A 25,254-nucleotide genomic window follows, 5' to 3' on the forward strand; every position below is an offset into this window, starting at 1 on the left:
AGTTTCAAGTGCTTAACGATAATACAGGCCGCGTTCCGGCCGCACCACAACTGGCAAAAGTCAATATAGATGTTGGTGACTGCGCGCAAAGGAAGAAACAATGATATTTTATGCTTTGTATTTTGTGTTACTTTCCAAGAACAGGGTGATTCGGACTAAATGATTTAGTTCAGGGGCGACATGATGGAGCAGGATTACGAGAACTGGGCGACCACCGTTGCCTATTCGATAGTGATGCATGAGGGTCTTGATCTCGCGCTTTCCGCGCAAAATCTCGATAGAGGCAAGACCAGAAACAATCGTGAGCGGTTGATGGAAGCCATTCGCACATCCTTGCTGGAAGCGCGCTCACGCAGCCACGTGACAGCGGCGCAACCGGTTTAAGCCGGCCTCCTGAGATTGTTGCGGCAGCTTTCCTGGGCACGCCGCTGCAGGATCAGGCCGGAAGCAGGTCGGTCCGCACCGCGGCTTTCAGCGGCAGATGATCCGAAGCGATACGCGCCAGTGCGCTGTCATGCGCTTCGACCTGCTCGATCAGCCCTTCACGATTGGCGATGATCCGGTCCAGAGCCAGCACCGGCAGGTTGGACGGAAAACTGGGTACGGCTGGCGGCAGAGCGCCGAAAGCATCGCGAAACGTATTGAGTGACGAACCATTGCCGAGGCGCCATTCATTCAGGTCTCCCATGAGAATGGTCGGGCATTCATCCCTCGCTTCAAGAAGGCCGATCAGAGCCTTCGCCTGCTGGGCGCGGGAATGTCGCAGCAGCCCGAAGTGAGCGGCAATGACCCGCAGGGTGCCGCCGCGCTTCAGATCCAGTTCGACAACGAGCGCGCCACGCGGCTCAAGCCCGGGCAGCTTCAGGGTATGAACCTCCTTGACCGCGCCCTCCTTGAACAGGACGACATTGCCATGCCACCCATGCGCCTTCACCCCGACCTGTACAGGCACGGGGACAAGGCCGCTTTCCCTTTCCAGCCGGGCGAGATCGAGCAGGCCGGTGCGTTCGCCGAAGCGGCTGTCGGCCTCTTGCAGCGCAATGATATCCGCCCCGATTTCCTGAATCACGCGACTGGTGCGATCAGGATCGAACTTGCGGTCCCGGCCCACGCATTTATGCACGTTGTAGGAGGCGATAACGGGAAAATCATGCGCCTTTTCCGCAGGCTTGGCATTCTGCCGCTGACGGTGATTGCGCAGCGAGTCCATCACAAAGGCCGGCAGGCTGGTATTCCGCGCCAGTACCGCTTTTTCGTTTTCCAGCACGCCGTCTTTTTTCACACGTCATCTCCGCTCAAAGATAGGGCGAGGCCAGCCACAGTACCCGTTCCACAAAACGAACAACGAACGGACGCGCTTTCAGTTCGCTCAGTCTCACAGGTATTGCGGCGTCGCGCGCCGTCGAGATCGTCTGCGTGATGGCCTGTCCGAACGCTTCGTCCATAACCTCCAGATCGATCTCGAAATTCAGACGCAAAGAGCGGGGATCGAGATTGGACGAACCGATGTAGCTCCACCGTCCGTCGATCACCAGCATCTTCGAATGATTGAACGCTCCCGTCGCCCTCCATATCCGGCAATAGTTGCGCAACATCTGATCGAACTGCGCCGTCATCGCCCTGTCGACAAGCACCAGATTATTGCTTTTCGGCACGACGATATCAACGACGACGCCGCGTCGCGCCGCCGTAATCAGCGCCGAAATAAGCTCCCGATCCGGGAGAAAATAGGGCGACATGATGAGAATCGACGACCTTGCGATGGAAAAAGCGCCGGTCAGCATCTTGTGATTGGTCTCGATGCTTTTGTCCGGCCCGGAGGAGCAAACGCGGGCAACGATCTGCGAGCCCGGCACGCCTTCTGGAATGGCGATATCCCAGACCGGCGTATCCAGAAGTTCCTTTGTCGTGAAACGCCAGTCTTCCGCCGCAATGGAGAAAAAATCCGCTACCACCGGTCCGCTGATCTTGAAATGTGTGTCGTGCGATTGTCTTCCCTGGCCGAACTCCTCGGTAAAACCCTCGCGTATGTTCATGCCGCCACTAAAGGCGACACGTCCGTCCACCACGAGAATCTTGCGGTGGGTGCGCAGATTGGCATAGGGCAGCCGCAGACCCATGATGACGTTACCGTTGAAGACGTTGGCGACGATGCCCCTCTCCCGCAGCGTCGGCAGGATGCTCGGAACCGAATAACGCGCGCCCACGGCATCGATGAGCACCCTCACCTCCACGCCGCGCTGTTTTGCCCGCTGGAGGGCGGAAACGAAGCGGGCGCCGATCCGGTCATTGTCGAAAATATATGTTTCGAGGATGATCGACCGTTTCGCCTGCTCGATCGCTTCAAGCATCGCCGCATAGGCGGCGTCACCCGTGGCGATGGGTTCGATGCTGTTGCCAGTCGTCAGTGCATGGCGGGTCACCCGGTCACCCAGTACCTTCATCGCCGCGAAACGGCGGCCGAACCGCTCGGCTACCAGCTCACCGCCAGCGTCGAAACGGGCCACGCGGTCCATGATCTCGTCCTGCATGAAGGACCGCTGCTGGGTGATGTTGGACCGGCGGATGCGGTTGATGCCGGCAATGGCATAGATGACCGCACCGACGATGGGCGACAGCACGATGACGCCGACCCAGCCCAGTGCCGAGCGAACTTCTTCCTTCGTCATGGTGGCGTGCACGGCCGCCACGGTTCCCATCAAAACGGAGAGAACGGCAAGAATATGCGGCCAATAGGCGATGATGAGAGCGAGCATGAATACAACTATAGGGCATCAGGCGGAAAAGTGTAACGCGGTTTTCCGAAAGCCGCCGCCTTAACGAGAAATCGGTGCAGCGATCCCGCAACGAGAGGCGTTCCCTGACGGCGGCAAAACGACCGCCATGCTTTTGCGGGACAGACCCTTGCGGGATTAACGGTGGAAACTGGTCTTGCGATATGTCATGAGAGCGCATCTTGATCTTTGGGCGGGGGCAGCATTGGTGGGCTTTCTGCCGCGTTTGAACGCAAGAAGGCCGTGATGCAGGACAATACCCAAGGCGCCGTCATCGTCATTTCCAGCCATGTCATGCGGGGCTCCGTTGGCAACCGCGCGGCAGTCTTCGCGCTGGAGACACTCGGTTTTCCGGTTTGGGCAGTGCCCACCATCGTCATGCCCTGGCATCCCGGCCACGGACCATCCACCCGCATGCGCTTTCAGGACGAAGACTTCGACAAGGCGATGACCGACCTCGAAAACGCCAAATGGATCGGCGAGGTCAAGGCGGTTCTGACCGGTTATTTCGGCAGCGCCTCGCAGGTGCGTGCCGTCGCAAGGCTGATCCGAAATCTCAAGGAAAAGAACCCGGCGCTGATTTACGCCTGCGATCCTGTCATGGGTGATCTGGGCGGGCTTTATATTCCCCTTGAGACCGCCGAAGCCATCCGCGATCACCTCATTCCGCTTGCCACGGTCGCCACGCCCAACCGATATGAACTCGCCTGGATGAGCGGCGCCGCGCTTGAGACCAACAGCGCCATCATGGATGCAGCGCTTTCCCTCGGCCCGCCAAAAATGCTTGTCACCTCGGCGGTGCCGATGATGACGGGCGGCACCGGCAACCTTTACCTCAGCGGCCGCCACGCGCTGCTCGCCGAACATCGCGCCATTGAAAATGCGCCTAACGGCCTCGGCGACCTGATGTCGGCGCTGTTTCTTGCCCGCCTGCTGGAAGGTCTGGATGACGAAAAGGCGCTGCAGCTCGCAACCGCCAGCGTGTTCGAAATTCTGGCCCGCACAAAAAAACGCGACATGAACGAACTGACGCTGGAGACGGATTCTTCAAGCCTCTCCACACCCATGGCCATGGTGCAGATGCGTCATCTCTTGCATCCTTCGCGCAGCAAGCGCAAATAGCGGCTAGAGCATTTCCGTGAAACGTGGCCCTCGGTCTTCGTCCGGAAATGCGACAAGCAAGGAGTTGGAGCGGTTTCACGGCTCGAAGAAAACCGAAAATGCTCCAAAGGATTGGTCTTCAACGCACCGAGTTCTTCCCTCGATCTCGGTCCAAGCACAACGGTACTGCGATAGATGAAAGATTTTCCGGAAAACCTTCTCAACGGCTATAAGAACTTCATGAGCGGTCGTTATGCCGACGAGCGCGAAAGATACCGCGTTCTGGCCGATACCGGACAGAAACCGCAGACCCTGTTCATTGCCTGTTGTGACTCCCGCTCCGCGCCGGAAACCATTTTCGACTGCGGCCCGGGAGAGCTTTTTGTCGTCCGCAACGTTGCCAACATGGTGCCGCCCTTCGAGCCGGACGGGCAATATCACGCCACCTCGGCGGCCATCGAATATGCGGTTCAGGTGCTGAAGGTGAAGGATATCGTCGTCATGGGCCACGGTCGCTGCGGCGGCATTCAGGCGGCGCTCGATCCCAATCTGGAGCCGCTGTCGCCCGGTGATTTCATTGGCAAATGGATGAACATGGTCAAGTCGGCCGCCTCGCAAATCCAGAGCAACGACGTCATGACCGCCTCTGAGCGGCAGACGGCGCTGGAACGCGTCTCCATCCGCAACTCCATCGCCAATCTGCGCGGCTTCCCCTTCGTCAAGGCACAGGAAACCGCCGGCAAGGTGAAGCTGCACGGCGCATGGTTCGATATTTCGACCGGCGAATTGTGGGTGATGGACGGCAAGACCGGCGACTTCCGCCGCCCGGATCTGTGATTGGCAGGTAATAGCTACCGGCCAAACTCAACGCTCTTCACCCCGGACTGGATCCGGGGTCCAGCGCGATCAAGTCCTTGAGCGCCAAATACTCTTTCACGGCGCGGACGCGCCGTGACTGGATGCCGGATCAAGTCCGGCATGACGGAAGTGGGAATTCGCGCGTGGAAAGCGGCCTTATTGGCCGTCAATCGCCTTGCCAATGAAGGCAATCGCCTGCTGGTAGACACTTGCGGCGTTCCAGCCCTGAATTGCGGCGTAATTCGCCTGCCCCTGCTGGTAGCCTGCACCGCGCTGCCAGCCATGGCCGACGAGGAAGTTTGCGGTGGAAGCCAGCGCGTCGGCGCGCGAACCGACGAGATCGATCCGACCGTCGCGGTCGAAATCCACGCCGTAGCGCACGACGTTCAGCGGCAGGAACTGCGTCTGGCCGATTTCACCATGGGCGGCACCCTTGGCGTTGACATTCAGCGAGCCGCTGCCGACGAGTTTCAGAGCCGCATAAAGCTGCTCGGTGAAATAGTCCGAACGGCGGCAGTCGAAAGCAAGCGTTGAAACGGCGGAAAGCGTGTGCTGGTTGCCCATGAAACCGCCAAAGCCTGTTTCCATGCCCCAGATGGCGAGCAGCGGACCAGCCGGCACGCCATAGGCACGCTCGATGGAGGCGAACAGTGCGGCGTTGTTCTTCTTCATGGTCTTGCCGCGCGAAATGATCGTCTGACCGCCGCGCTTCTGCATGAACTGCTCGAAGGACAGCTTGAAGCTGTGCTGACCGCGATCGGCGCGGATCGTCGCCTGGTTGTAGGAGACGCCGGAGAAAGCCCGGTCGAGCACCGAGGCGCTGACGCCGCGACCCGCCGCTTCCTGCTTGAAGGCGCTGACCCAGGCATCGAAGCCCGCCGAAGTGTTGCCGCATTGCGCGGCCATAACCGGCGTCGCTGCCAGAACCGAGACCATGGCCACACCAGCCAGAATTACCTTCATTGCCCGCATCAAAATCTGCCTTCGATATCCTTTGGGGAGTTTTTCCCGAGAACCAAACCGTCAATACTGTATGATTCAGGTGCCAAAACTGTCTTTTGGCGGCCTAAATTGCCTTTCGGCAGCAAGGCCTGCAAATAAACTGGCCGTGATCTCGCCAATTATAAAACCCGCCTGCCCCACACAGAACAGACGGGTTATACTTAACGAACCTTAAAAATTCGTATCTCGGATCAGGCGGCCGCCTTGCGCGGCTTGATGAAGCCACGATTGATCAGCAGTTCGGCGATCTGGACGGCGTTAAGGGCAGCACCCTTGCGCAGGTTGTCAGAAACAACCCACAGGTTGAGACCGTTTTCGACCGTCGCATCTTCGCGGATACGCGAGATGTAGGTCGCGTCTTCGCCAGCGGATTCAACCGGCGTGATGTAACCGCCGTTTTCGCGCTTGTCGATCACGAGGCAACCCGGTGCTTCGCGCAGGATGTCACGGGCCTGATCGGCGGTGATCTCGTTTTCGAACTCGATATTGACCGATTCCGAATGGCCGATGAAGACAGGGACGCGCACGGCCGTGCAGGTCACCTTGATCTTCGGATCAAGCATCTTCTTGGTTTCGGCCAGAACCTTCCATTCTTCCTTGGTGTAGCCGTCTTCCATGAAGACGTCGATGTGCGGAATGACGTTGAAGGCAATGCGCTTGGTGAACTTCTTGGCTTCGACCGGGTCAGCCACGAAAACGGCGCGGGTCTGCTGGAAAAGCTCGTCCATGCCTTCCTTGCCGGCGCCGGACACCGACTGATAGGTGGAGACGACGACGCGCTTGATCTTGGCGAAGTCATGCAGCGGCTTCAGCGCGACAACAAGCTGCGCCGTGGAGCAATTGGGGTTGGCGATGATGTTCTTCTTGGTGAAGCCTGCAACAGCATCGGCATTGACTTCCGGAACGATCAGCGGAACGTCCTGATCGTAGCGCCATGCGGATGAGTTATCGATGACGACGCAGCCCTGCTGGCCGATCTTCGGCGACCACTTCTTGGAAACATCGCCGCCTGCAGACATCAGGCAGATATCCGTGTCGGAAAAATCGTAGTTCTCGAGGTTCGAGACCTTCAGCGTGCGGTCGCCATAGGAGACTTCCGTGCCCTGCGAACGGGCGGAAGCGAGCGGCACGACTTCATCGGCGGGAAAACCGCGTTCGGCCAGGATATTGAGCATTTCGCGACCGACGTTACCGGTGGCGCCTGCAATTGCAACTTTGAAACCCATGATCAAGCTCTCTTTCTGTCTCTCCTCTTTTTGGTGAGGTGGGAACCCGCATCATCAGATCGCGGCTTCCTCGATCCCCAGCCAAACCGGGGAGAGAGCGGTGGCCAGAGACGTCAGACGGTTTTAATCGTCGTTTTGGCCGTAATTCGGATAGAATAAGAAAGGCGCGGATCATCGCCGGCGGATTGTGCCGGTCCTTCCATGACGAACATGTCTGCAACATGCATGCGCAAGGTGATGCTCCTTCTTCGCGAGAAGCTATTAGAAGGTTTCTCGGTTCTGTCAAGGAAAAAGGCGCGTCATGCAGCCGCTCGGACCAAAGCACAAATCGCCGCAGCGACATATTCGGGACGTTTAACATTAGACTAAAGTCATAATCCGAAAGCATCGCTCTTATTGGGGTTAATTTTCTGTCACTCTCATGATCCGCGCATTGCAGCCGCAAGGTGAGTCCAGAGGAGAGAGTTGGGCTCCGCAATGCGTCGATTGGGACATCTGTGGAGGACAGACAATGGCAAATGTTGCAGCCGTAAGCGGCGCCGCCCGTCCGATGACGGGTGAAGAGAAGAAGGTGATTTTCGCCTCTTCTCTCGGAACAGTCTTCGAATGGTACGATTTCTATCTCTATGGCTCGCTTGCGATTTACATCGGCGCGAACTTCTTCAGCCAGTATCCGGAAACGACGCGTAACATCTTCGCTCTGCTGGCCTTTGCCGCTGGCTTCCTCGTCCGCCCCTTCGGCGCGCTGGTCTTTGGCCGCCTCGGTGATATCGTCGGCCGCAAATATACCTTCCTCATCACCATCCTCATCATGGGTGTGTCCACCTTCCTCGTCGGCGTGCTGCCCAGCGCATCGCAGATCGGCATCGCCGCTCCGATCATCCTGATCGTCCTGCGCATGCTGCAGGGTCTTGCACTCGGCGGTGAATATGGCGGAGCTGCAACTTACGTGGCCGAACACGCACCGAACGGCCGCAGGGGCTATTACACCTCCTGGATCCAGACGACGGCGACGCTCGGCCTGTTCCTGTCGCTGGTGGTTATCCTCGGTGTGCAGTTCGCGCTCGGCAAGGAAGCTTTCGCTGCCTGGGGCTGGCGCATTCCCTTCCTCGTTTCCGTTCTGCTGCTTGGCGTATCCGTCTGGATCCGTCTGAAGATGAACGAATCCCCCGCCTTCAAGAAGATGAAGGAAGAGGGCAAGACGTCGAAGGCGCCGCTCAGCGAAGCCTTCGGCCAGTGGAAGAACGCCAAGATCGCGCTCATCGCGCTTGTTGGTGCCGTCATCGGCCAGGCCGTTGTCTGGTACACGGGCCAGTTCTACGCCCTTTTCTTCCTGCAGAGCATTCTGAAGGTCGACGGACAGTCGGCCAACATCATGGTGGCGGCAGCGCTCATTCTTGGCACCAGCTTCTTCGTTATCTTCGGCTGGCTTTCAGACAAGATCGGCCGCAAGCCGATCATCATGACCGGCCTCATCCTTGCCATGCTGACCTACTTCCCGCTGTTCAAGGCACTGACCTGGGCAGGCAACCCGGCACTTGCACAGGCACAGGCGAGCGTTCGCGCCACCGTGACCGCAGCCCCGGGCGACTGCAAGTTCCAGTTCAACCCGACGGGCACGGCGAAGTTCACCACGTCCTGCGATATCGCCACCTCGTTCCTGACACGCAACTCGGTGCCTTATGACGTGGTTGCGGGCGCAGCCGGCCAGCCGGCCACCGTGAAGATCGGCGACGCCACCATTACCAGCTACGACGCCGTCGCCGCCGGCGCGGATGCGGCAGCCAAGGACAAGGCCTTCCAGAAGCAGGTCAACACGGCGCTCCACGATGGCGGTTACCCGCTGGTGCGTGGCGCGGCACAGGTGCCGGACGCGAAACTGGACGCCTTCATTGCCGCAAACCCGGAACTGAACCTCAATGCAGACGCCGTTCGCGCTGCCGACAAGAAGATGGTTGCGACCGACAAGCTGGTGGCTGACAAGCTGCTGACCCCGGCCGAAACCGGTGGTGCAGCCGAAATGGCCGTTTACACCGTGGCCGGCGGCGGCGCCTTCTCCATGGTGGCCGATCCGGCTGCCGTGAACTGGGTTGTCATCATCGCGGTTCTCACCGTCCTCGTGATCTACGTGACGATGGTCTATGGCCCGATCGCAGCTTTGCTGGTCGAACTGTTCCCGACCCGCATCCGCTACTCCGGCATGTCGCTGCCATACCACATCGGCAACGGCTGGTTCGGCGGCCTTCTGCCCGCCACCGCCTTCGCCATGAGCGCGGCCAAGGGGGACATCTATTATGGCCTCTGGTATCCGATCATCTTTGCAGGCATCACGCTGGTCATCGGCATGCTGTTCCTGCCGGAAACCAAGGATCGTGATATCCACGCCATGGATTGAGTGGCAGTCGATGAAACGCAGCAATCACCCGGCGCTTCGGCGCCGGGTTTTTTGTTGCCGCCGTACCGCCATCGCCGAAAATGGGCTTTTCCAGCCTGTCAATCCGCCGCAGGTAGAAAAACAGCAAAAACAAGACAAAAACACTCGAAATGGGCTATGACGGCTTATCAGGACGGGAATGGGAGAGCAGTTTTGAGAATCGGGACACCTAAGGAATTATATGAGGGCGAAGCCCGCGTTGGCATGACGCCGGATAGCGCGCAGGCTTTGCAGAAACTGGGATATGATTGCGTCATCGAAGCCGGCGCCGGCAAGGCGGCCGGTTTTTCTGACGACGCCTATCGCGCCGCAGGCGTGACCGTGGCCGACAGCGCTGAGGCGCTTTACACCGGCTCCGACATCATCGCCAAGGTTCGTCCGCCTGAAACATCGGAGATTGATCGCCTGTCTGCGGACAAGACGCTGATCTCGTTTTTCTATCCCGCCCAGAACAAGGACCTTCTGGAGCAGGCGAAGGAAAAGGGCGCAAATGTCATCGCCATGGACATGGTGCCGCGTATCTCCCGCGCCCAGAAAATGGACGCGCTCTCCTCCATGGCCAATATCGCCGGTTATCGCGCGGTGATCGAGGCCGGCAATAATTTCGGCCGGTTCTTCACCGGGCAGGTCACCGCCGCCGGCAAGGTGCCGCCCGCCAAGGTGCTGGTCATCGGTGCCGGCGTTGCCGGTCTTGCCGCCATCGGCACGGCCACATCGCTCGGCGCGATCACCTATGCCTTCGACGTTCGCCCTGAAGTGGCCGAGCAGATCGAATCCATGGGCGCGGAATTCGTCTATCTCGATTTTGCCGACCAGCAGCAGGATGGCGCAGCGACCGGCGGTTATGCCGCCCCCTCCTCGCCGGAATTCCGCGAGAAGCAGCTGGAGAAATTCCGTGAACTCGCACCGCAGATCGACATCGTCATCACCACGGCGCTGATACCGGGCCGCGACGCGCCGAAGCTGTGGCTTGCCGACATGGTGGCGATGATGAAGCCGGGTTCGGTCATCATCGACCTCGCCGCCGAGCGCGGCGGTAATTGCGATCTGACGGTTCCCGACCAGCGCGTCGTGTCCGACAACGGCGTCATCGTCATCGGCTACACCGATTTCCCAAGCCGCATGGCGACGCAGGCCTCGACCCTCTACGCTACCAACATCCGTCACATGATGACCGATCTGACGCCTGCCAAGGATGGCAAGGTCGTTCATAACATGGAAGATGACGTCATCCGCGGCGCGACGGTCACCTATCGGGGTGAAATCACATATCCTCCGCCGCCACCGAAAATTCAGGCCATTGCCGCGCAGAAACCGAAGGAAAAAGCAAAAGAGCTGACGCCGGAGGAGAAACACGCTAGGGAAAAGGCCGAGTTCAAGGCACAGACCAAGAACCAGGTCGGGCTTCTGGTCGCCGGCACGGCCGTATTGCTGCTCGTTGGCCTCTACGCGCCGGCAAGCTTCATGAGCCACTTCATCGTCTTCGTGCTTGCCTGCTTCGTCGGCTTCCAGGTGATCTGGAATGTCAGTCACTCGCTGCACACGCCGCTGATGGCCGTGACCAACGCGATTTCCGGCATCGTCATCATCGGCGCGCTGCTGCAGATCGGTTCCGGCAACTGGCTGGTGGTGATCCTCGCCTCCCTTTCCGTCCTGATCGCGACGATCAACATTGTCGGCGGTTTCCTCGTGACACGGCGCATGCTCGCCATGTTCCAGAAGTCCTGAGCGTGCGGGGATTTAAATAATGACCATTGGTATCGTTTCCGCGGCCTATGTTGCCGCAGCCGTTCTATTCATCCTCTCGCTTGGCGGTCTCTCCGGCCAGGAAAGCGCCAAACGTGCCGTCTGGTACGGCATTACAGGCATGGGCCTCGCCATCATCGCCACCGTCTTCGGCCCTGAAATCAGCAAGGGCGTCGGGCAGTGGCTCGTCGTGCTCCTGATGCTGGCGGGCGGCTCCGTCCTCGGTTACTTCGTCGCAAGCCGTGTACAGATGACCGAGATGCCGCAGCTTGTGGCGGCGCTTCACTCCTTCGTTGGCCTCGCCGCCGTTTTCATCGGCTTCAACGCCCATATCGAGGAAGCGCATGTCGCCTCGCTCGATGAAACCGCGCGTTCCTTGCTGACGGGCTTTTCCGCCATCCTCGCCCACAAGACGCCGGTGGAACTGGCGATCATGAAGGTCGAGGTCTTCCTCGGCGTCTTCATCGGCGCGGTCACTTTCACCGGCTCTGTCGTTGCCTTCGGCAAGCTTGCCGGCAAGGTGGATGGCAAGGCGAAGAAGCTGCCGGGCGGGCATCTGCTGAACGCCGGTGCTGCGATCCTGTCGCTGGTGCTGCTCATCATGTATTGCAACGGCGCAGGCGCATGGACGCTCGTCCTGATGACGCTTGCCGCCTTCTTCATCGGTTACCACCTGATCATGGGCATTGGCGGCGCCGACATGCCTGTCGTCGTCTCGATGTTGAACAGCTATTCCGGCTGGGCGGCAGCAGCCATCGGCTTCACGCTCGGCAACGATCTGCTGATCGTCACGGGCGCGCTGGTCGGCTCCTCGGGTGCGATTCTCTCCTACATCATGTGCAAGGCGATGAACCGCTCCTTCATCTCGGTCATCCTCGGCGGCTTCGGCGGCACGACGGGCCCGGCGATGGAAATCGAGGGCGAACAGGTGGCGATCGACGCCGAAGGCGTGGCCGCAGCGCTGAACGACGCCGACAGCGTCATCATCGTCCCCGGTTACGGCATGGCGGTGGCGCAGGCGCAATCGGCCGTGTCGGAACTGACCCGCAAGCTGCGCGCCGACGGCAAGACCGTGCGCTTCGCCATCCATCCGGTGGCTGGCCGTCTTCCGGGCCACATGAACGTGCTGCTCGCCGAAGCGAAGGTGCCTTACGACATCGTGCTCGAAATGGACGAGATCAACGATGACTTCCCCAGCACCGACGTCGTCATCGTCATCGGCTCCAACGACATCGTCAACCCGGCAGCGCAGGACGACCCTAACTCGCCCATCGCGGGCATGCCGGTGCTGGAAGTGTGGAAGTCGAAACTCGTCATCGTTTCCAAGCGCGGCCAGGGCACGGGCTATTCCGGCATCGAGAACCCGCTGTTCTACAAGGACAATACGCGGATGTTCTATGGCGATGCGAAAAAGTCGATCAACGATCTTCTGCCGCTGATCAAGTGAATGAAAAGGGCGTTTCCAGGAGACCGGGAACGCCCTTCGACTTTCTGAGAAACGACGATACGTTTCGTCCGGGGTGACGGTGTGCGGATGCTATGGCCGCGCCAAACAGAATCGTCCCGCCGGATGTTGTCGATAGACAGCCTTCAAAGCACCCGGTAACGCCGGTTGAAATACATCAGCGCCTCATCACCCGCATTGATCTTCATATCCACAACCTCGCAGATGAGAATATCGTGCGTGCCGCCGTCATGGGCCTCGCGGATGCGGCAATCGAATGAGACGAGCGCATCTTCGAGAACCGGCGCACCGGTTTCGAGCACGCCCCAGTTGCCCGCAGCGAAACGTTCCTCAGCAGGCGTCTTGCCACCGAAAAGCGTGCTCAGCACCTCATGATGGGCGGCGAGCGTGTTGACGCAGACCACGCCATTGGCCTTCACCACCTTGTAAGCGGAAGAATTGCGGTTGAGGCAGATGAGAAGCGTGGGCGGATTGTCGGAAACGCTGCAAACCGCCGTCGCGGCGAAGCCTGCCCGGCCTACGGCACCATCCGTCGTGACGATATTGACCGCCGCACCGAGCCGCGCCATGGCGTTTCTATAATCGAGGCTGCGTTGCTCTGCAGTCTTCGTCTCCATTGCCGCTTCCTTTTCAAGAGACATCATCTGCATCTAACCCATCCTTCCTTAACAGGCCATCAAGCCAGCAAACAGGCGTCGTCAAAGCCAAGGCGCGGCAGGCGGCCAAAGAGCTTTGACGGATCGCCATAACCGAGATTGATCAGGAAATTGGATTTCCACGTCGTGCCGGCAAAAAACGCCGCATCCACCTTGCCCTTGTCGAAACCGGACATGGCGCCGGTATCCAGCCCCAGCGCGCGGGCGGCAAGGATCAGATATCCGGCCTGAAGCGTGGCGTTGCGAAAGGCAGTTTCTTCGGCCACGGCAGGGCTGGAGGTAAACCACGAACGCGCATCGGCGTGCGGAAACAGTTCCGGCAACTTCTCGTAAAATTCGCTGTCGATGGCAGCGATGACCGTGACCGGCGCGGCCATGGTCTTTTCGAGATTGCCCGAGGAGAGTGCCGGCCGAAGCTTTTCCTTGGCTTCCGGGCTGCGCACGAAGACGAAACGTGCCGGCGAGCAATTGGCCGAAGTCGGTCCCATCTTCGTCAGGTCGTAAAGCGCGTGCAGCGTCTCGTCACTGATCGGCTTGTCCGTCCAGCCATTGTGGGTGCGTGCTTCGGTGAAAAGCGTTGCGAGTGCTGCATCATCCAGTGCTTTCGTCATCGTGCTCTAAAATCCTGTCAGAATGTTTGGTCAACCGGCAGCAGAAACCGCAAAAGCCGGGCGTTGAAAAGGTCGGGTTCGGTGATATTGACCGCGTGAGCCCCGAAATCGAGAAGGCAAAGCTCGCTTTGCGGCAAACCGTCGGCAAGACGCAACGAGCGGGTATAGGGCACCAGAATATCGTCCTTCGTCGCCGCCACCAGCACCGGATTGCCTATCTCGCCAAGCCGTGCGTCCACATCGAAGGCCCGCAGCGCCGTAATGCGGCGAAGCACATTCTCCTTGCCCTGAAAATGCGCCACGCCATGGGCATCGTCCCGTGCCAGCCGCTCCTGATTTTCAGACATCCACGCCGCCGGATAAAGGAACAGCGGCTGCGCTTTGACAAAAGCCTCGACACCCGACTTTTCCAGAAGCTCGATCCGCACATCAAAGCAGCGCCCGGAATGCGGATCGGCCTTGCTCCACGCGTTGATAAGCACCAGCCGGTCGATAAGGCCGGGCCGCCGCAGCGCGATATCAAGGCCGATCAGGCCACCGAGGGCATGTCCCATGAAGTGGAATTTTTGGAGGTTCAGGGCCGAAACGATCTCCAGCACATCATCCGCCATGGCGGAAATGCCGCCATCGAGCGGCACCTCGCCACCGGTCCTGCCTGTTCCGCGATGGTCATAGGTGACGACCCGGAAATGGCCGGAAAGAGCCTCGATCTGCGGCGTCCAGTAAGCACCCGATCCGCCCAGTCCCGAGGACAACAGAATAGTGGGGGCCTCAGGCTCGGTGCGACCATGAACCTCGAAATGCATCATCTGCCTTTTCGCCCTATTTGCCGATATGGGCGACGGTGGCGATTTCCACCAGCGCATCGGGCTTGACGAGGCCGCACTGGATGCAATAACGCGCCGGCTTGTCGCCGGGGAAATATTCCGCATAGACTGTGTTGACGGCCTGATAATTCGCCCAGTCGGTGATGAAGATGTGGTTCATCGTCACGTCTTCCATCGTGCCGCCGGCGGTCTCGATGACCGACTTGATGGTTTCGAGAACATGGCGGGTCTGCGCGCTGGCATCGCCCACATGCACGACATTGTTGTCCTTGTCGAAGGGCAGCGTGCCGGACACGTAAACCACGCCATCGGCGAGGGTTCCCGGCGAAAAGGGAGCGATGGGTTTGCTGGTGCCAACAGGTACGATGATCTTTTTCGGCATTTCGTTCTCCTCTTTGTGTTTCTCAATCAATCGGTGACGGGGGCTGCCTGCGAGATGACGCCGCAGAAATCATTGACGGTGGCGACCCAGCCGAAAAACTTCTCGACATTGTAGACCGTCGCCTGCTGGATAAAGTCCGGCCCGAGATGATGCGTGGCATCCTCCAGCATCACCCCGAAATATTCGAGGTGGAAAGCATCGCGCAGCGAGCTTTCCACGCAGACATTGGTGGCGATGCCGACAAAGACCAGATTGCGGATGCCGCGGGCGCGCAGCACGCTATCCATATTGGTGTTGAAGAAACCGCTGTAACGCGTTTTCGGCACCAGAATATCGCCGGGCTGCGGTTGCAGCTCATCGACAATGGCGTAGTCCCATGTGCCCTTGGCCAGCAGCTGGCCCTGCAGTTCCGGCCTTTTGCGCATGGTCTTCAGCGCATTGGACTTGTGCCAGTTGGGCGAACCCGGCCCGCCCGCCTCGACATAGTCCTTGTCCCAGCCATTCTGGAAATAGATGACCTGGACACCGGCGGCCCGCGCCGCATCCAGCGTCTTCTTGATGTTGGCGATGGTGCCCTTTGCGCCTGAGATGTCGAAACCGGCCAGATCGACATAACCGCCCTCGGTCGAATAGGCGTTCTGCATGTCGACCACGACAACGGCGGTCTCGCTGGGTTTCAGGGTAATCGGCTCCGGCCTTGCGGGAAGCGTGACACTTTCCGAACGGCTCTTCGGGCCCTTGTAACCTGCCATGACGGCTTCGCTCATTCCGCTGCCTCCAGTGCCGCTTGAACATGCGCGCGGCTCTTCATCAGCGGCTGCACGTATTTGCCGAATTTTTCGACCCCTTCGAGGAAATCATCGAAGGTCAGCATCACGCCCCCCGTTCCCGGCACCTCGCTCATTTCATCCAGCATGGCCGCCACTTCCTCATAGGAGCCGATCAACGTTCCCATGTTGATATTGACCGCAGAGACGGGGTTGGACATATGCCGGACATTGGTGTCGGAGCCGGATTTGGTATCGACGGCGCTCTGAAGGCCAAGCCATTTGATCGCGTCCTCGTCGGCACCAGCCTTGTAATGCTCCCACTTCGCCCAGGCATCCTCGGATTTTTCCTCGGCTAGCACCATGGTCAGCACCACGGACTTAACCTCGCGGCCGCTCTTTTCCGTTGCCGCCAGAAGCCGCTCATTGGTGGGCGCAAAGGCCTTGGGTGTGTTGACACCAACGCCAAAGCAGAAGCTGTAGTCGGCGAATTTGGCCGAAAACGCCATGCCGGAATTGGAAGAACCGGCGCAGATGAGCTTCACATCACCCTGCGGCACCGGCTTCATGCGGCAATCGTCCATCTGGAAGAACTTGCCCTTGTAGTCCGACTGACCTTCCGTCAGCAGCTCTTTCAGCACAGTCGTATATTCACCGAGATATTCGTAACGATCACCGAAATAATCATCGCCCGGCCAAAGACCCATCTGGCTATATTCCGGCCGCTGCCAGCCGGTAATGAGGTTGATGCCGAAACGGCCACCGGAAATGGAATCGATCGTCGTCGCCATTCGCGCAACGATCGCCGGCGGCATGACCAGCGTGGCGGCGGTGCCGAACAGCTTGATCTTTGACGTGACGGCGGCCAGCCCCGCCATCAGCGTGAAGGATTCCAGATTGTAATCCCAGAATTCGGTCTTTCCGCCAAAGCCGCGCAGCTTGATCATCGACAGCGCAAAGTCGAAACCATATTGCTCCGCCTTGAGCGTGATCGCCTTGTTCAGGTCGAAGCTCGGCTTGTATTGCGGCGCGTTTTCGGAAAGAAGCCACCCATTGTTCCCGATCGGGATAAAAACACCAACTTCCATTTTGCTGTTCCCTTTTTTGCGTCAGGTGTCTCCTGACTTGCCAAAAGAGTAGCAGGTTCTGTGCCAGACCAAATAAAATAATTTTATCAAATGGATAAAATTTCGGGACAGATCGAGCTTTGACCGAAAGGCAAATTTTTTATCATTTGGTAAAAATATTTGCCTGTTTATTCAGCAAATATTGAGAGCGGCACATCAAAGGCGAGTGGCCCTTACCACAGTCGCAGACCGATTTAAGAAATCCGAAGGCTCTCCTCCGTCGTGCCGGACCCGATCCGGCACCCAGACACGGCGCGTCTGCGCCGTGAATGGAATCTTTCGCGATCAAGGACTTGATCGCTCCTGACCCCGGATCAAGTCCGGGGTGACGGCGGTAGGGAGTTAAGACTGAATCAAATGCGCACGCGCGAGGGGGCATTTCTGCGCGATGAGGACAACAACCGCGCAGTTATGCGAAACCCTCAGCCCATCCGCTGCTGCGCATAAGCATGGACCGCCCGAAACGCCTCTTCCGCGCCGGCAACAACACGCTCCTCTTCTTCCACCGTCAGCGAAATTTCATCGAGGGCCGCAGTAAAGGTGCGCCAGTGCAGGCCGCGTCCTTCCGGTGCGCCGGCCAGATGGCGCGCGCCGAATTCTTCATTCAGACCGAGCTTGGCTGCATCCTTCAGCAGGAAGGCAGCGCCAAGATTGGAGCCCTCAACCACGTAAAGCCAGCCCATGGCCTCCGGCAGATCGAAGGGCGTTTCGGCGGTAAAGCGTGGTTCGGACGTTTCCGGAATGGCAAGACCGAGATCGGCAAGGTCCTGCTCGATCATGGGAAGACGACGACGGCCCTTGAGGTCGGGGAGCAGACCATCAAGCGTGTGGTTGGAGAAAAAGGCATCGAGATCGCGATGGAAGAGATATTGCGTTTCCACGAATTTGCCGAAGTTCTCCCGGCTCTCGAACGGCTTCGCCGCCATGATGAAGGCATCCAGATCGCCATGCGCACCGCGCGTTGCAGCTTTCAGGCGCTTGACGCGGCTCTGCTCGATCTCTGCTACAGGCGCTGCCGGCTCGGCGATGGTCATGATGATGGTCCCTTTATCCCTATATTCAGACTGCCTGATAAAAATCTTTACTCCAACAGTCAAATTTATTTTCGCACTATCGACACGCCTTGAAAAGAGCATGGGGCCGCCATCTCCCTGGCAGGGCAGCCTACTCTAAACTTGCTTGACCTTTCGTCTCAACACCTGACGGCGCGGCCTGAAACGAAGAGAAACCTCAAATCGCACTTCCGGACAATCATATTGCAATTAGCTCTTTACAACTAACATGTCAGCATGCCATCAATTCGTAGTCACCTTGGAGGAGCATCTTAATTGACCCAGAAATTCGGCCTTTCGGCAGCCCTGACAACCCCTTTCAAAACGGACGGAACGGTCGATATCGATGCCATGATCGCCCATGCCCGCCGCTGCCTGTCCAATGGCTGCGACAGCGTGACGCTTTTCGGTACGACAGGCGAAGGATGCTCGGTCGGCAGCCGCGAGCGGCAGGTCATTCTCTCCCGCTTCATCGAGGCGGGTGTTGCGCCTGCCCGTCTGGTCACTGGCGTTCTGGTGGATTCCATCGAGGACGCGGCCGACCAGTCGGCTGAAGCGCTGAAAGCCGGCGCCCGCAATATTCTGCTCGCGCCACCCTCTTATTTCAAGAATGTCAGCGATGACGGCCTGTTTGCCTGGTTCTCGGCGGTGTTCGAAAAAATCGGCAAGGATGCGCGCGACATTCTCGTCTACAATATTCCTTCCGTAACCATGGTCACCTTGTCCGTGGAACTGGTCGGAAGGTTGAAAAAGGCATTTCCCGGCGTCGTCACGGGCGTGAAGGATTCCTCCGGCAACTGGAGCCACACCGAGCGCCTGCTGAAAGAGCACGGCGATCTCGCAATCCTGATCGGCGATGAGCGCGACTTGGCCAAGGGTGTTCGCCTCGGCGGTCAGGGTGCGATATCGGGCGTAGCCAATTTCCTCACACAGGAAGTGCGCGCCATGGCCGTCGACGGCAAGGATGACAAGCGCGTCGAGGATCTTGTTGTGGAACTTCTGAAATTCCCGGTTACACCAGCCGTCAAGGTGCTGGTATCACACACGACAGGGGAAAATATCTGGTCGGATGTGCGCGCACCGCTCGTGGCCATTTCACCGGAAGGCCGGCGGCAGATCGAAGGCGCTTTCGACGCGCTGTTTCGCAAACAGGCCGCCTGAACGGAGCTGAAAGGTTGAGCATGGACGATACCGGCGAACAGACATTGCGGGAACGGGCGTATGAGAGCTTTACGCATCACCTTCTCTCGCGTGATGTTCGCCCGGGGCAATTCATCTCGCAGCGCCGCCTTGTGGAACTGACGGGTCTGCCGCTCGGCGCAATCCGGGAGGCAATTCCGCGGCTGGAGGCGGAAGGGCTGATCAAGACCGTGCCGCAGCGGGGATTACAGGTCGCCCATATCGACATCAATCTCATCCGCGAAGCATTCCAGTTCCGTATCTTCCTCGAAAAGGAGGCCGTGGCGCTGTTTACCCGTTCTGCCTCAGACGCAGCTATTGCGAAACTGTTGAAACAGCACCGCGATATCGCCGAAGCGGCCGAAAATGGCGGGGAATCGCCGGAACTGGAACAGCACGCGCAGCAGGTGGACTGGGGCATGCACGATGCCTTCATTGATGCGCTCGGCAATTCGATCATCTCGAATGCCTACCGGGTCAATTCCATCAAGATGCGCCTCATCAATCAGGAGCGCTTTCGCATCGCCGGCCATGTGAAGTCGGTCATGAAGGAACATCTCGCCATTCTCGAAGCCATCGAGAGGCGATCCGTGGAAGACGCCGTGGAACGGCTGACCGCCCATATCCGCAACGCAAGGGACAGGGCGCTGGCGGTTTAAGGCAAATCCGGCGGGACAAAGAGGGTCTGCGCCGGCCTTGCAGGGAATAAGCAACAAGCCGGGGTGAGGAGAATTTCCGGCTAACTGGAGGAGAACAGACATGACGCATTCATTGCTCAACCCCACGCGCCGCGCCTTTCTGGCAGGCACGGCGGCGCTTGGCGGCAGCGCGGTGCTCGGCATTCGCCCGGCATCGGCGGCGGTGAACTGGAAAAAACACGCGGGCACTACCCTTGAAGTCAATCTCGTCAAAAGCCCGCGCAGCGAAACGCTGATCAAATATCTCGGCGAGTTCGAAGAGCTGACCGGCATCAAGGTCAATGCCGAAGCGACACCGGAACAGCAGCAGCGCCAGAAGGTGGTTATCGAACTCTCCTCCGGCAAGCCGAGCTTCGACGTGGTGCATCTGAGCTACCATGTGCAGAAGCGCCAGTTCGAAAAGGGCAAGTGGCTGGCTGATATCAGCGGCTTCCTGAAAGACCCGTCACTCACCGATCCGTCGCTTACCGAAAAGGACTTTGCCGAGGCCGGCATGCTGTTTGCCAAGGATAGCGACGGCGTGCTGCGCTCGCTGCCGTTCTCGGTGGATTACTGGATCGTCTACTGGAACAAGGAGCTCTTCGAAGCCAAGGGCCTGAAATACCCCGAAACTTTCGAGGAGCTGGTAACGGCGGCTGAAAAGATCACCGATCCCGCAACCAATACCTATGGTTTCGTGGCGCGCGGCCTCAAGAACGCCAATACACCGGTCTGGACCTCGCTGATGCTCGGCTACGGCGCAAAGCCGATTGTCGACGGCAAGGTCAACACCGAGTCCAAGGAGGCGGTTGAAGCGGCCAAGCTTTATCAGCGTCTGATGACCAAAGCCGCGCCTCCCGGCGTCTCCGGCTTCAACTGGGCAGAAGCGCAATCGGCCTTCCTGCAGGGCAAGATCGGCATGTGGTTCGATGGCGTCGGTTTTGCGCCGCCGATCGAGAACCCGGAAAAATCCCGCGTCGTCGGCAAGGTCGGTTATGGCGTCATGCCGAAGGGCCCGGCAGCGCAGGCCGCTGGCACATTCGGTGATGGCCTCGGTGTCGTCGAAGCCAGCGGCAAGAAGGAAGCCGCTTACCTCTTCTGCCAGTGGGCGATTTCGCATGAAATGGGCGCTCGCCTGTTGCAGGCAGGTGCAGGTGTCCCGTTCCGCCAGTCCATCCTCGAAGACCAGAAGGTCCGCGAGGGCGTCAAGATGCCGGCCGCCTGGCTGGATGCCGTTGTCGGTTCCGGCAAGGTCTCGCAGCTTGCCCTTCCCGTTATCATTCCGGTGACGGAGTTCCGCGACATCTACGGCGTCGGCCTCACCAACATGATCGGCGGCGCCGACCCGGCGGCGGAACTCAAGAAGGCAACGGAACAGTTCACACCCGTTCTGGCGCGTAGCGAGGGATAATGGCCTCCGTGAGCATCGAAAACACCAAGACAGGCGCCAGTCGCAAAGAAGGGAGCAGGCCGGCAAGGCTTGCTCCCAACTACTGGCCTTTCGTCATACCGGCACTGGTCGTCATTTCGGCTGTCATCGTTTTTCCATGGGTCTTCACCCTCTGGATGAGCGCGCATCGCTGGACGCTCGGACAGGAGCAGAGCTTTATCGGTTTCGAGAACTACGTAAGGCTCGCAAGCGACGCCAGGTTCTGGGAATCGCTCTGGCACACGCTCGTTTATACCGTGCTGTCGGTTGTTGCCCCGCTGTTTCTCGGAACTTTGGCGGCGCTGGTTTTCGATGCGCAGTTTCCGCTGCGCGGTTTTCTGCGCGGCGTTTTCGTGATGCCGATGATGGCGACCCCGGTCGCCATCGCGCTGGTCTGGACGATGATGTTTCATCCGCAGCTCGGCGTCCTGAACTATCTCCTGTCCTTCATCCACATCGGCCCGCTGGAATGGATCTACAATCAGTCAACGGTCATTCCGTCGCTGGTCCTTGTGGAAACCTGGCAATGGACGCCGCTCGTCATGCTGATCGTGCTCGGTGGGTTGGCGGCCGTTCCACGCGAACCCTATGAAAGTGCGGAAATCGACGGCGCCAATGCCTGGCAGAAGTTCCGTTATCTCACCATGCCGATGATCGCGCCGTTCCTGATGATCGCCGTCATCATCCGCTCCATCGATGCCGTCAAGAGCTTCGACATCATCTATGCGATGACCCAGGGCGGGCCGGGCACGGCCTCCGAAACCATCAACATCTATCTCTACAATACGGCGTTTGCTTATTACGACATCGGTTACGGCTCGGCCATGGCCGTCGTCTTCTTCATCATCATCGTGGCGCTTTCCTTCGTGCTTCTGATGGTGCGCCAACGCTCGCAATGGAACGAGATGGAGGAACACTGATGTCCGCAAAAATCCTGAAACGCAGAAATCTCGACCGGCTCGGCCTGTTCTTCGTGGCGCTGGTGATGATTTCGCCGGTCATCCTGTTCTTCATCTGGATGATCTCGCTGTCGCTGAAATATGAAATCGACAACGGCGCCTACCCGCCGATCCTCATTCCCGAACGCTTCGCCTGGTCGAACTATGTGAAGGTGTTCGAAGAGAACAATTTCTTCCTCTATTTCTGGAATTCGGTTCTCGTGACAGGGGCGGCCACCATTCTGGCGCTCGTCATCGGCGTACCCGCCGGTTACGGCATCGCGCGGCTGAAGGCGGAAAAGTCGGCGGTCGTCATCATGATCGCCCGCATGACACCCGGCCTTTCTTTCCTCATTCCGCTGTTCCTGCTGTTCCAATGGCTGAACCTGCTCGGCACGCTCTGGCCGCAGATCATCATCCATCTTGTCGTGACGGTGCCGATCGTCGTCTGGATCATGATCGGTTATTTCGAGACGACACCGAAGGAGCTGGAAGAGGCCGCAAGCATTGATGGCGCATCCTCCTGGCAGGTGTTTCGCCTCGTGGCGCTACCGATCGCCAAGCCCGGCATCGTCGTCTCCTTCATTCTGGCGGTCATCTTCTCGTGGAACAACTTCGTCTTCGGCATCGTGCTGGCCAGCCGTGAAACCCGCACCCTGCCGGTCGCGGTCTACAACATGCTGTCCTTCGAACAGGTGAGCTGGGGTCCGCTGGCTGCAGCCGCGTTGATTGTGACGCTGCCAGTGCTGCTGCTCACCATGTTCGCACAGAAACAGATCGTGGCGGGCCTGACCGCCGGCGCCGTCAAGGGCGGCTGAACCATCAAACAAATAAATACGGGAACCTGCACATGGCACCGGTCAATATCCAAAACGTCCAGAAGCGCTTCGGCTCCGTCAACGTCATCCACGGCATCGATATCGACATCAAGGATGGCGAATTCGTCGTCCTCGTCGGTCCTTCCGGCTGCGGCAAATCCACCCTGCTGCGCATGATTGCAGGGCTGGAAGAGCTGAGCGATGGCGAAATCCATATCGGCCCGCGCGAGGTCAGTCACCTGCCCGCCCGCGACCGCGATATCGCCATGGTCTTCCAGAACTACGCGCTTTATCCACACATGACGGTCAAGGACAATATGGGCTTTGCGCTGAAACTGAAGAAGGTGAGTGCCGAGGAAACCAAGGCCAAGGTGGACCGGGCCGCCGCCATTCTGGGACTGGAAAAACTGCTCGACCGTTATCCGCGCCAGCTCTCGGGCGGCCAGCGCCAGCGTGTCGCCATGGGCCGCGCGCTGGTGCGAGACCCGCAGGTCTTCCTGTTCGATGAACCGCTTTCCAATCTCGATGCCAAGCTGCGCGTGCAGATGCGCGGCGAGATCAAGGCCATGCACCAGCGCATCGGCACGACGACCATCTACGTCACACACGACCAGGTGGAGGCCATGACCATGGCCGACAAGATCGTGGTGCTGCATGATGGCGTCATCGAACAGATCGGCGCGCCGCTCGAACTTTACGACAATCCCGCCAACCTCTTCGTTGCCGGCTTCATCGGCTCACCCGCCATGAACTTCATTCGCGGCCGGGTCGAAGAAGGCGTCTTCCGCACTGCCAAGGGCCTTAGTCTGCCGTTGCCCGCCCATGCCGATATCGGCAAGCTCGGCGGCCGAGACCTGGTCTACGGCGTGCGGCCCGAACATATCCGCGCGGCCGAGACCGGCATCGAAGGCCGGGTCGAACTGGTCGAAGGCACCGGATCGGAAATCTATGCCAAACTCGATTGCAAGGGCGACGACATCGCCTGCCTGTTCCGCGAACGCCTCAATGTCCGCTTCGGCGATACGATCCACATTGCCATCGATCCGGCAACGGTGCATCTGTTCGACAAAGACAGCGGCAAGCGTCTTTGACCACGGCAGGAGTGAGCAGCATGGCAGACAATCAGGGCGGCAAGCATGTCCTCTGCGTGGGGGCAGCCGTGCTCGACACCCTGTTTCGCGTTCACGACATGCCAAAGGGTGAAGGCAAGGTCCTGCCCTATGAAATGCTGCAGATCGCCGAAGGCATGGCGTCCAGCGCTGCCTATGCCGTGCATCGCATGGGCGGCCGCGCCAGCCTATGGGGAGCGGTGGGCGACGATGAGACCGGAAGCCGTATCCTTCGCGATCTTAGCGAAAGCGGCATCAACACGAGCGGTATGACGGTCGCGACCGGCGCACGCTCGGCCCTGTCAACGATTATCATCGATAACAGGGGAGAGCGGCTGATCGTGCCGTTCTACGATCACCGGCTGCACGAGAAGAAGCGGTCGTGCACGCCGCAAGACATCGCGCCTTTCGACGCCGTTCTGGTGGATGTGCGCTGGCCGGAACTGGCGCTTGATGTGCTCACGGTGGCGCGCACGCTTGGCAAACCCGCGATTCTCGATGGAGACGTTGCACCCGTCGAAATCCTTGAGAAGCTTGCGCCAGCCGCGAGTCATATCGTCTTTTCCGAACCCGCAGCTGCCCGGCTGACGGGGCTTGAAACGGTGAAAGACATGCTGCCGGTGCTGCATGCTCGCTACCCTGAGACCTTCATCGCTGTTACCGCCGGACCAGCCGGTTGCTGGTGGACCGAGCCCGATGATCCCACGGTGCATTTTCAGGAGACGATGTCCATCGAAGCAGTCGACACACTGGCGGCGGGCGATATTTTCCACGGCACGTTTGCGCTCGCAATGGCTGAGCGCATGGAAAGCCGCGCCGCCATCCGCCTCTCCTCCGTCGCTGCCGCGCTCAAATGCACGGTCTTCGGCGGCCGGGCCGGCGCACCGACCCGCGAAGAGACCGAGGAGGCCATGCGGCAATGGCTGGAGCGTGAAGGCGAACCCGCGCTACGCGCCTCCTGACTGCATCCAATGCCCGCATAAAACTATTCCATTTTTGCGATGCCGTTTCCCGGCGAACTAGGCTAACGTTCGGACAAGCAAAGCTTTTCACAAGCCGCACACGTCCCAATTTCA

At 59.2% G+C, this 25,254-nt stretch carries 24 protein-coding genes; 13 read left to right on the forward strand and 11 right to left on the reverse strand.

What is annotated here, in order from left to right:
- The first annotated feature begins 180 nt into the window (after positions 1-180).
- On the forward strand, positions 181-384 hold the full coding sequence (locus tag AGR2A_RS14550; RefSeq protein ID WP_072494799.1) for a hypothetical protein: 204 nt from the start codon (positions 181-183) through the stop codon (positions 382-384).
- A 52-nt stretch (positions 385-436) separates the two neighbouring features.
- Here the strand turns inward: AGR2A_RS14550 and AGR2A_RS14555 are convergent, their stop codons facing one another.
- The gene (locus AGR2A_RS14555) at positions 437-1,282 is read right to left on the reverse strand and encodes an endonuclease/exonuclease/phosphatase family protein (protein ID WP_004443473.1); all 846 of its coding nucleotides are present in this window, start codon (positions 1,280-1,282) and stop codon (positions 437-439) included.
- 13 nt (positions 1,283-1,295) lie between these two features.
- A complete protein-coding gene (locus tag AGR2A_RS14560) occupies positions 1,296-2,756 on the reverse strand; it encodes a phospholipase D-like domain-containing protein (protein ID WP_004443474.1) in 1,461 nt (486 codons plus the stop codon).
- 264 nt (positions 2,757-3,020) lie between these two features.
- On the opposite strand from AGR2A_RS14560, the gene pdxY reads away from it, so the two are divergent.
- Both pdxY and AGR2A_RS14570 read left to right on the forward strand, forming a co-directional pair.
- Positions 3,021-3,896, forward strand: a complete 876-nt coding sequence (gene pdxY / locus AGR2A_RS14565; protein ID WP_048902853.1) for a pyridoxal kinase PdxY — start codon at positions 3,021-3,023, stop codon at positions 3,894-3,896.
- 174 nt (positions 3,897-4,070) lie between these two features.
- Positions 4,071-4,712, forward strand: coding sequence for a carbonic anhydrase (locus tag AGR2A_RS14570; RefSeq protein ID WP_004443476.1), 642 nt, complete (start codon positions 4,071-4,073; stop codon positions 4,710-4,712).
- A gap of 177 nt (positions 4,713-4,889) precedes the next feature.
- On the opposite strand, the gene AGR2A_RS14575 is transcribed toward AGR2A_RS14570, so the two are convergent.
- Complete coding sequence (locus AGR2A_RS14575; RefSeq protein WP_004443477.1) at positions 4,890-5,705, reverse strand: lytic murein transglycosylase; 816 nt, start codon at positions 5,703-5,705, stop codon at positions 4,890-4,892.
- 221 nt (positions 5,706-5,926) lie between these two features.
- The gene (locus AGR2A_RS14580) at positions 5,927-6,961 is read right to left on the reverse strand and encodes an aspartate-semialdehyde dehydrogenase (protein ID WP_003522626.1); all 1,035 of its coding nucleotides are present in this window, start codon (positions 6,959-6,961) and stop codon (positions 5,927-5,929) included.
- A 511-nt stretch (positions 6,962-7,472) separates the two neighbouring features.
- Between AGR2A_RS14580 and AGR2A_RS14585 the strand changes: the two genes are divergently transcribed.
- The 3 genes from AGR2A_RS14585 (at position 7,473) to AGR2A_RS14595 (ending at position 12,588) form a co-directional block, all read left to right on the forward strand.
- Positions 7,473-9,356: an MFS transporter gene (locus tag AGR2A_RS14585; protein ID WP_072494800.1), complete on the forward strand. Its 1,884-nt coding sequence runs from the start codon at positions 7,473-7,475 to the stop codon at positions 9,354-9,356.
- A 192-nt stretch (positions 9,357-9,548) separates the two neighbouring features.
- Positions 9,549-11,123 carry a Re/Si-specific NAD(P)(+) transhydrogenase subunit alpha gene (locus AGR2A_RS14590; RefSeq protein WP_072494801.1) on the forward strand — a complete coding sequence of 525 codons (1,575 nt, stop codon included), beginning with the start codon at positions 9,549-9,551 and terminating at the stop codon, positions 11,121-11,123.
- A gap of 19 nt (positions 11,124-11,142) precedes the next feature.
- The gene (locus tag AGR2A_RS14595) at positions 11,143-12,588 is read left to right on the forward strand and encodes an NAD(P)(+) transhydrogenase (Re/Si-specific) subunit beta (RefSeq protein ID WP_022556849.1); all 1,446 of its coding nucleotides are present in this window, start codon (positions 11,143-11,145) and stop codon (positions 12,586-12,588) included.
- A gap of 143 nt (positions 12,589-12,731) precedes the next feature.
- On the opposite strand, the gene rutF is transcribed toward AGR2A_RS14595, so the two are convergent.
- The 7 genes from rutF to AGR2A_RS14630 all read right to left on the reverse strand — a co-directional run bounded on the left by rutF (position 12,732) and on the right by AGR2A_RS14630 (position 18,010).
- Complete coding sequence (gene rutF, locus AGR2A_RS14600) at positions 12,732-13,256, reverse strand: NADH-dependent FMN reductase RutF (protein ID WP_072494802.1); 525 nt, start codon at positions 13,254-13,256, stop codon at positions 12,732-12,734.
- Between the two features lie 26 nt (positions 13,257-13,282).
- A complete protein-coding gene (locus tag AGR2A_RS14605) occupies positions 13,283-13,873 on the reverse strand; it encodes a malonic semialdehyde reductase (RefSeq protein WP_072494803.1) in 591 nt (196 codons plus the stop codon).
- A 17-nt stretch (positions 13,874-13,890) separates the two neighbouring features.
- Complete coding sequence (gene rutD, locus AGR2A_RS14610; protein WP_072494804.1) at positions 13,891-14,682, reverse strand: pyrimidine utilization protein D; 792 nt, start codon at positions 14,680-14,682, stop codon at positions 13,891-13,893.
- A 13-nt stretch (positions 14,683-14,695) separates the two neighbouring features.
- Entirely contained in the window at positions 14,696-15,082 is a 387-nt protein-coding gene (gene rutC, locus AGR2A_RS14615) for a pyrimidine utilization protein C (RefSeq protein WP_004443491.1), read from the reverse strand.
- A 26-nt stretch (positions 15,083-15,108) separates the two neighbouring features.
- Positions 15,109-15,849 (reverse strand): pyrimidine utilization protein B, encoded by a 741-nt coding sequence (rutB, locus tag AGR2A_RS14620; RefSeq protein WP_072494805.1) that lies wholly within the window; start codon positions 15,847-15,849, stop codon positions 15,109-15,111.
- On the reverse strand, positions 15,846-16,937 hold the full coding sequence (gene rutA / locus AGR2A_RS14625; protein WP_072494806.1) for a pyrimidine utilization protein A: 1,092 nt from the start codon (positions 16,935-16,937) through the stop codon (positions 15,846-15,848). The genes rutB and rutA overlap by 4 nt, the downstream gene beginning before the upstream one ends.
- A 461-nt stretch (positions 16,938-17,398) precedes the next feature.
- Positions 17,399-18,010, reverse strand: a complete 612-nt coding sequence (locus tag AGR2A_RS14630; protein WP_022556855.1) for a biliverdin-producing heme oxygenase — start codon at positions 18,008-18,010, stop codon at positions 17,399-17,401.
- A 294-nt stretch (positions 18,011-18,304) separates the two neighbouring features.
- Between AGR2A_RS14630 and AGR2A_RS14635 the strand changes: the two genes are divergently transcribed.
- The 7 genes from AGR2A_RS14635 (at position 18,305) to AGR2A_RS14665 (ending at position 25,140) form a co-directional block, all read left to right on the forward strand.
- Positions 18,305-19,189, forward strand: a complete 885-nt coding sequence (locus AGR2A_RS14635; RefSeq protein WP_037091886.1) for a dihydrodipicolinate synthase family protein — start codon at positions 18,305-18,307, stop codon at positions 19,187-19,189.
- Between the two features lie 20 nt (positions 19,190-19,209).
- A complete protein-coding gene (locus AGR2A_RS14640; protein ID WP_004443498.1) occupies positions 19,210-19,866 on the forward strand; it encodes a GntR family transcriptional regulator in 657 nt (218 codons plus the stop codon).
- Positions 19,867-19,966: 100 nt separating this feature from the next.
- Entirely contained in the window at positions 19,967-21,295 is a 1,329-nt protein-coding gene (locus AGR2A_RS14645) for an ABC transporter substrate-binding protein (RefSeq protein WP_072494807.1), read from the forward strand.
- Positions 21,295-22,233: a carbohydrate ABC transporter permease gene (locus AGR2A_RS14650; RefSeq protein ID WP_004443501.1), complete on the forward strand. Its 939-nt coding sequence runs from the start codon at positions 21,295-21,297 to the stop codon at positions 22,231-22,233. Before AGR2A_RS14645 ends, AGR2A_RS14650 begins: the two co-directional genes overlap by 1 nt.
- 14 nt (positions 22,234-22,247) lie before the next feature.
- Entirely contained in the window at positions 22,248-23,069 is an 822-nt protein-coding gene (locus AGR2A_RS14655; protein ID WP_169538611.1) for a carbohydrate ABC transporter permease, read from the forward strand.
- A gap of 32 nt (positions 23,070-23,101) precedes the next feature.
- Positions 23,102-24,160 carry an ABC transporter ATP-binding protein gene (locus AGR2A_RS14660; protein ID WP_072494808.1) on the forward strand — a complete coding sequence of 353 codons (1,059 nt, stop codon included), beginning with the start codon at positions 23,102-23,104 and terminating at the stop codon, positions 24,158-24,160.
- 20 nt (positions 24,161-24,180) lie between these two features.
- Entirely contained in the window at positions 24,181-25,140 is a 960-nt protein-coding gene (locus tag AGR2A_RS14665; protein WP_072494809.1) for a sugar kinase, read from the forward strand.
- The last annotated feature ends 114 nt before the right edge of the window (positions 25,141-25,254 follow it).

It is taken from the genome of Agrobacterium genomosp. 2 str. CFBP 5494 (assembly GCF_900013495.1).
Classification (GTDB): domain Bacteria; phylum Pseudomonadota; class Alphaproteobacteria; order Rhizobiales; family Rhizobiaceae; genus Agrobacterium; species Agrobacterium pusense.

What these genes read in the sequence shown, in the direction of transcription:
- AGR2A_RS14630 (WP_022556855.1), bottom strand. Translation starts at nt 18,010, where the DNA reads ATGACCATCGCCGAGCCGGCAGCGCCTGTAGCAGAGATCGAGCAGAGC.
- pdxY (WP_048902853.1), top strand. Translation starts at nt 3,021, where the DNA reads ATGCAGGACAATACCCAAGGCGCCGTCATCGTCATTTCCAGCCATGTC.
- AGR2A_RS14640 (WP_004443498.1), top strand. Translation starts at nt 19,210, where the DNA reads ATGGACGATACCGGCGAACAGACATTGCGGGAACGGGCGTATGAGAGC.
- rutD (WP_072494804.1), bottom strand. Translation starts at nt 14,682, where the DNA reads ATGATGCATTTCGAGGTTCATGGTCGCACCGAGCCTGAGGCCCCCACT.
- rutF (WP_072494802.1), bottom strand. Translation starts at nt 13,256, where the DNA reads ATGCAGATGATGTCTCTTGAAAAGGAAGCGGCAATGGAGACGAAGACT.
- AGR2A_RS14585 (WP_072494800.1), top strand. Translation starts at nt 7,473, where the DNA reads ATGGCAAATGTTGCAGCCGTAAGCGGCGCCGCCCGTCCGATGACGGGT.
- AGR2A_RS14605 (WP_072494803.1), bottom strand. Translation starts at nt 13,873, where the DNA reads ATGACGAAAGCACTGGATGATGCAGCACTCGCAACGCTTTTCACCGAA.
- AGR2A_RS14660 (WP_072494808.1), top strand. Translation starts at nt 23,102, where the DNA reads ATGGCACCGGTCAATATCCAAAACGTCCAGAAGCGCTTCGGCTCCGTC.
- AGR2A_RS14595 (WP_022556849.1), top strand. Translation starts at nt 11,143, where the DNA reads ATGACCATTGGTATCGTTTCCGCGGCCTATGTTGCCGCAGCCGTTCTA.
- AGR2A_RS14650 (WP_004443501.1), top strand. Translation starts at nt 21,295, where the DNA reads ATGGCCTCCGTGAGCATCGAAAACACCAAGACAGGCGCCAGTCGCAAA.
- AGR2A_RS14580 (WP_003522626.1), bottom strand. Translation starts at nt 6,961, where the DNA reads ATGGGTTTCAAAGTTGCAATTGCAGGCGCCACCGGTAACGTCGGTCGC.
- rutB (WP_072494805.1), bottom strand. Translation starts at nt 15,849, where the DNA reads ATGAGCGAAGCCGTCATGGCAGGTTACAAGGGCCCGAAGAGCCGTTCG.
- AGR2A_RS14560 (WP_004443474.1), bottom strand. Translation starts at nt 2,756, where the DNA reads ATGCTCGCTCTCATCATCGCCTATTGGCCGCATATTCTTGCCGTTCTC.
- AGR2A_RS14575 (WP_004443477.1), bottom strand. Translation starts at nt 5,705, where the DNA reads ATGCGGGCAATGAAGGTAATTCTGGCTGGTGTGGCCATGGTCTCGGTT.
- rutA (WP_072494806.1), bottom strand. Translation starts at nt 16,937, where the DNA reads ATGGAAGTTGGTGTTTTTATCCCGATCGGGAACAATGGGTGGCTTCTT.
- AGR2A_RS14550 (WP_072494799.1), top strand. Translation starts at nt 181, where the DNA reads ATGATGGAGCAGGATTACGAGAACTGGGCGACCACCGTTGCCTATTCG.
- AGR2A_RS14665 (WP_072494809.1), top strand. Translation starts at nt 24,181, where the DNA reads ATGGCAGACAATCAGGGCGGCAAGCATGTCCTCTGCGTGGGGGCAGCC.
- rutC (WP_004443491.1), bottom strand. Translation starts at nt 15,082, where the DNA reads ATGCCGAAAAAGATCATCGTACCTGTTGGCACCAGCAAACCCATCGCT.
- AGR2A_RS14570 (WP_004443476.1), top strand. Translation starts at nt 4,071, where the DNA reads ATGAAAGATTTTCCGGAAAACCTTCTCAACGGCTATAAGAACTTCATG.
- AGR2A_RS14645 (WP_072494807.1), top strand. Translation starts at nt 19,967, where the DNA reads ATGACGCATTCATTGCTCAACCCCACGCGCCGCGCCTTTCTGGCAGGC.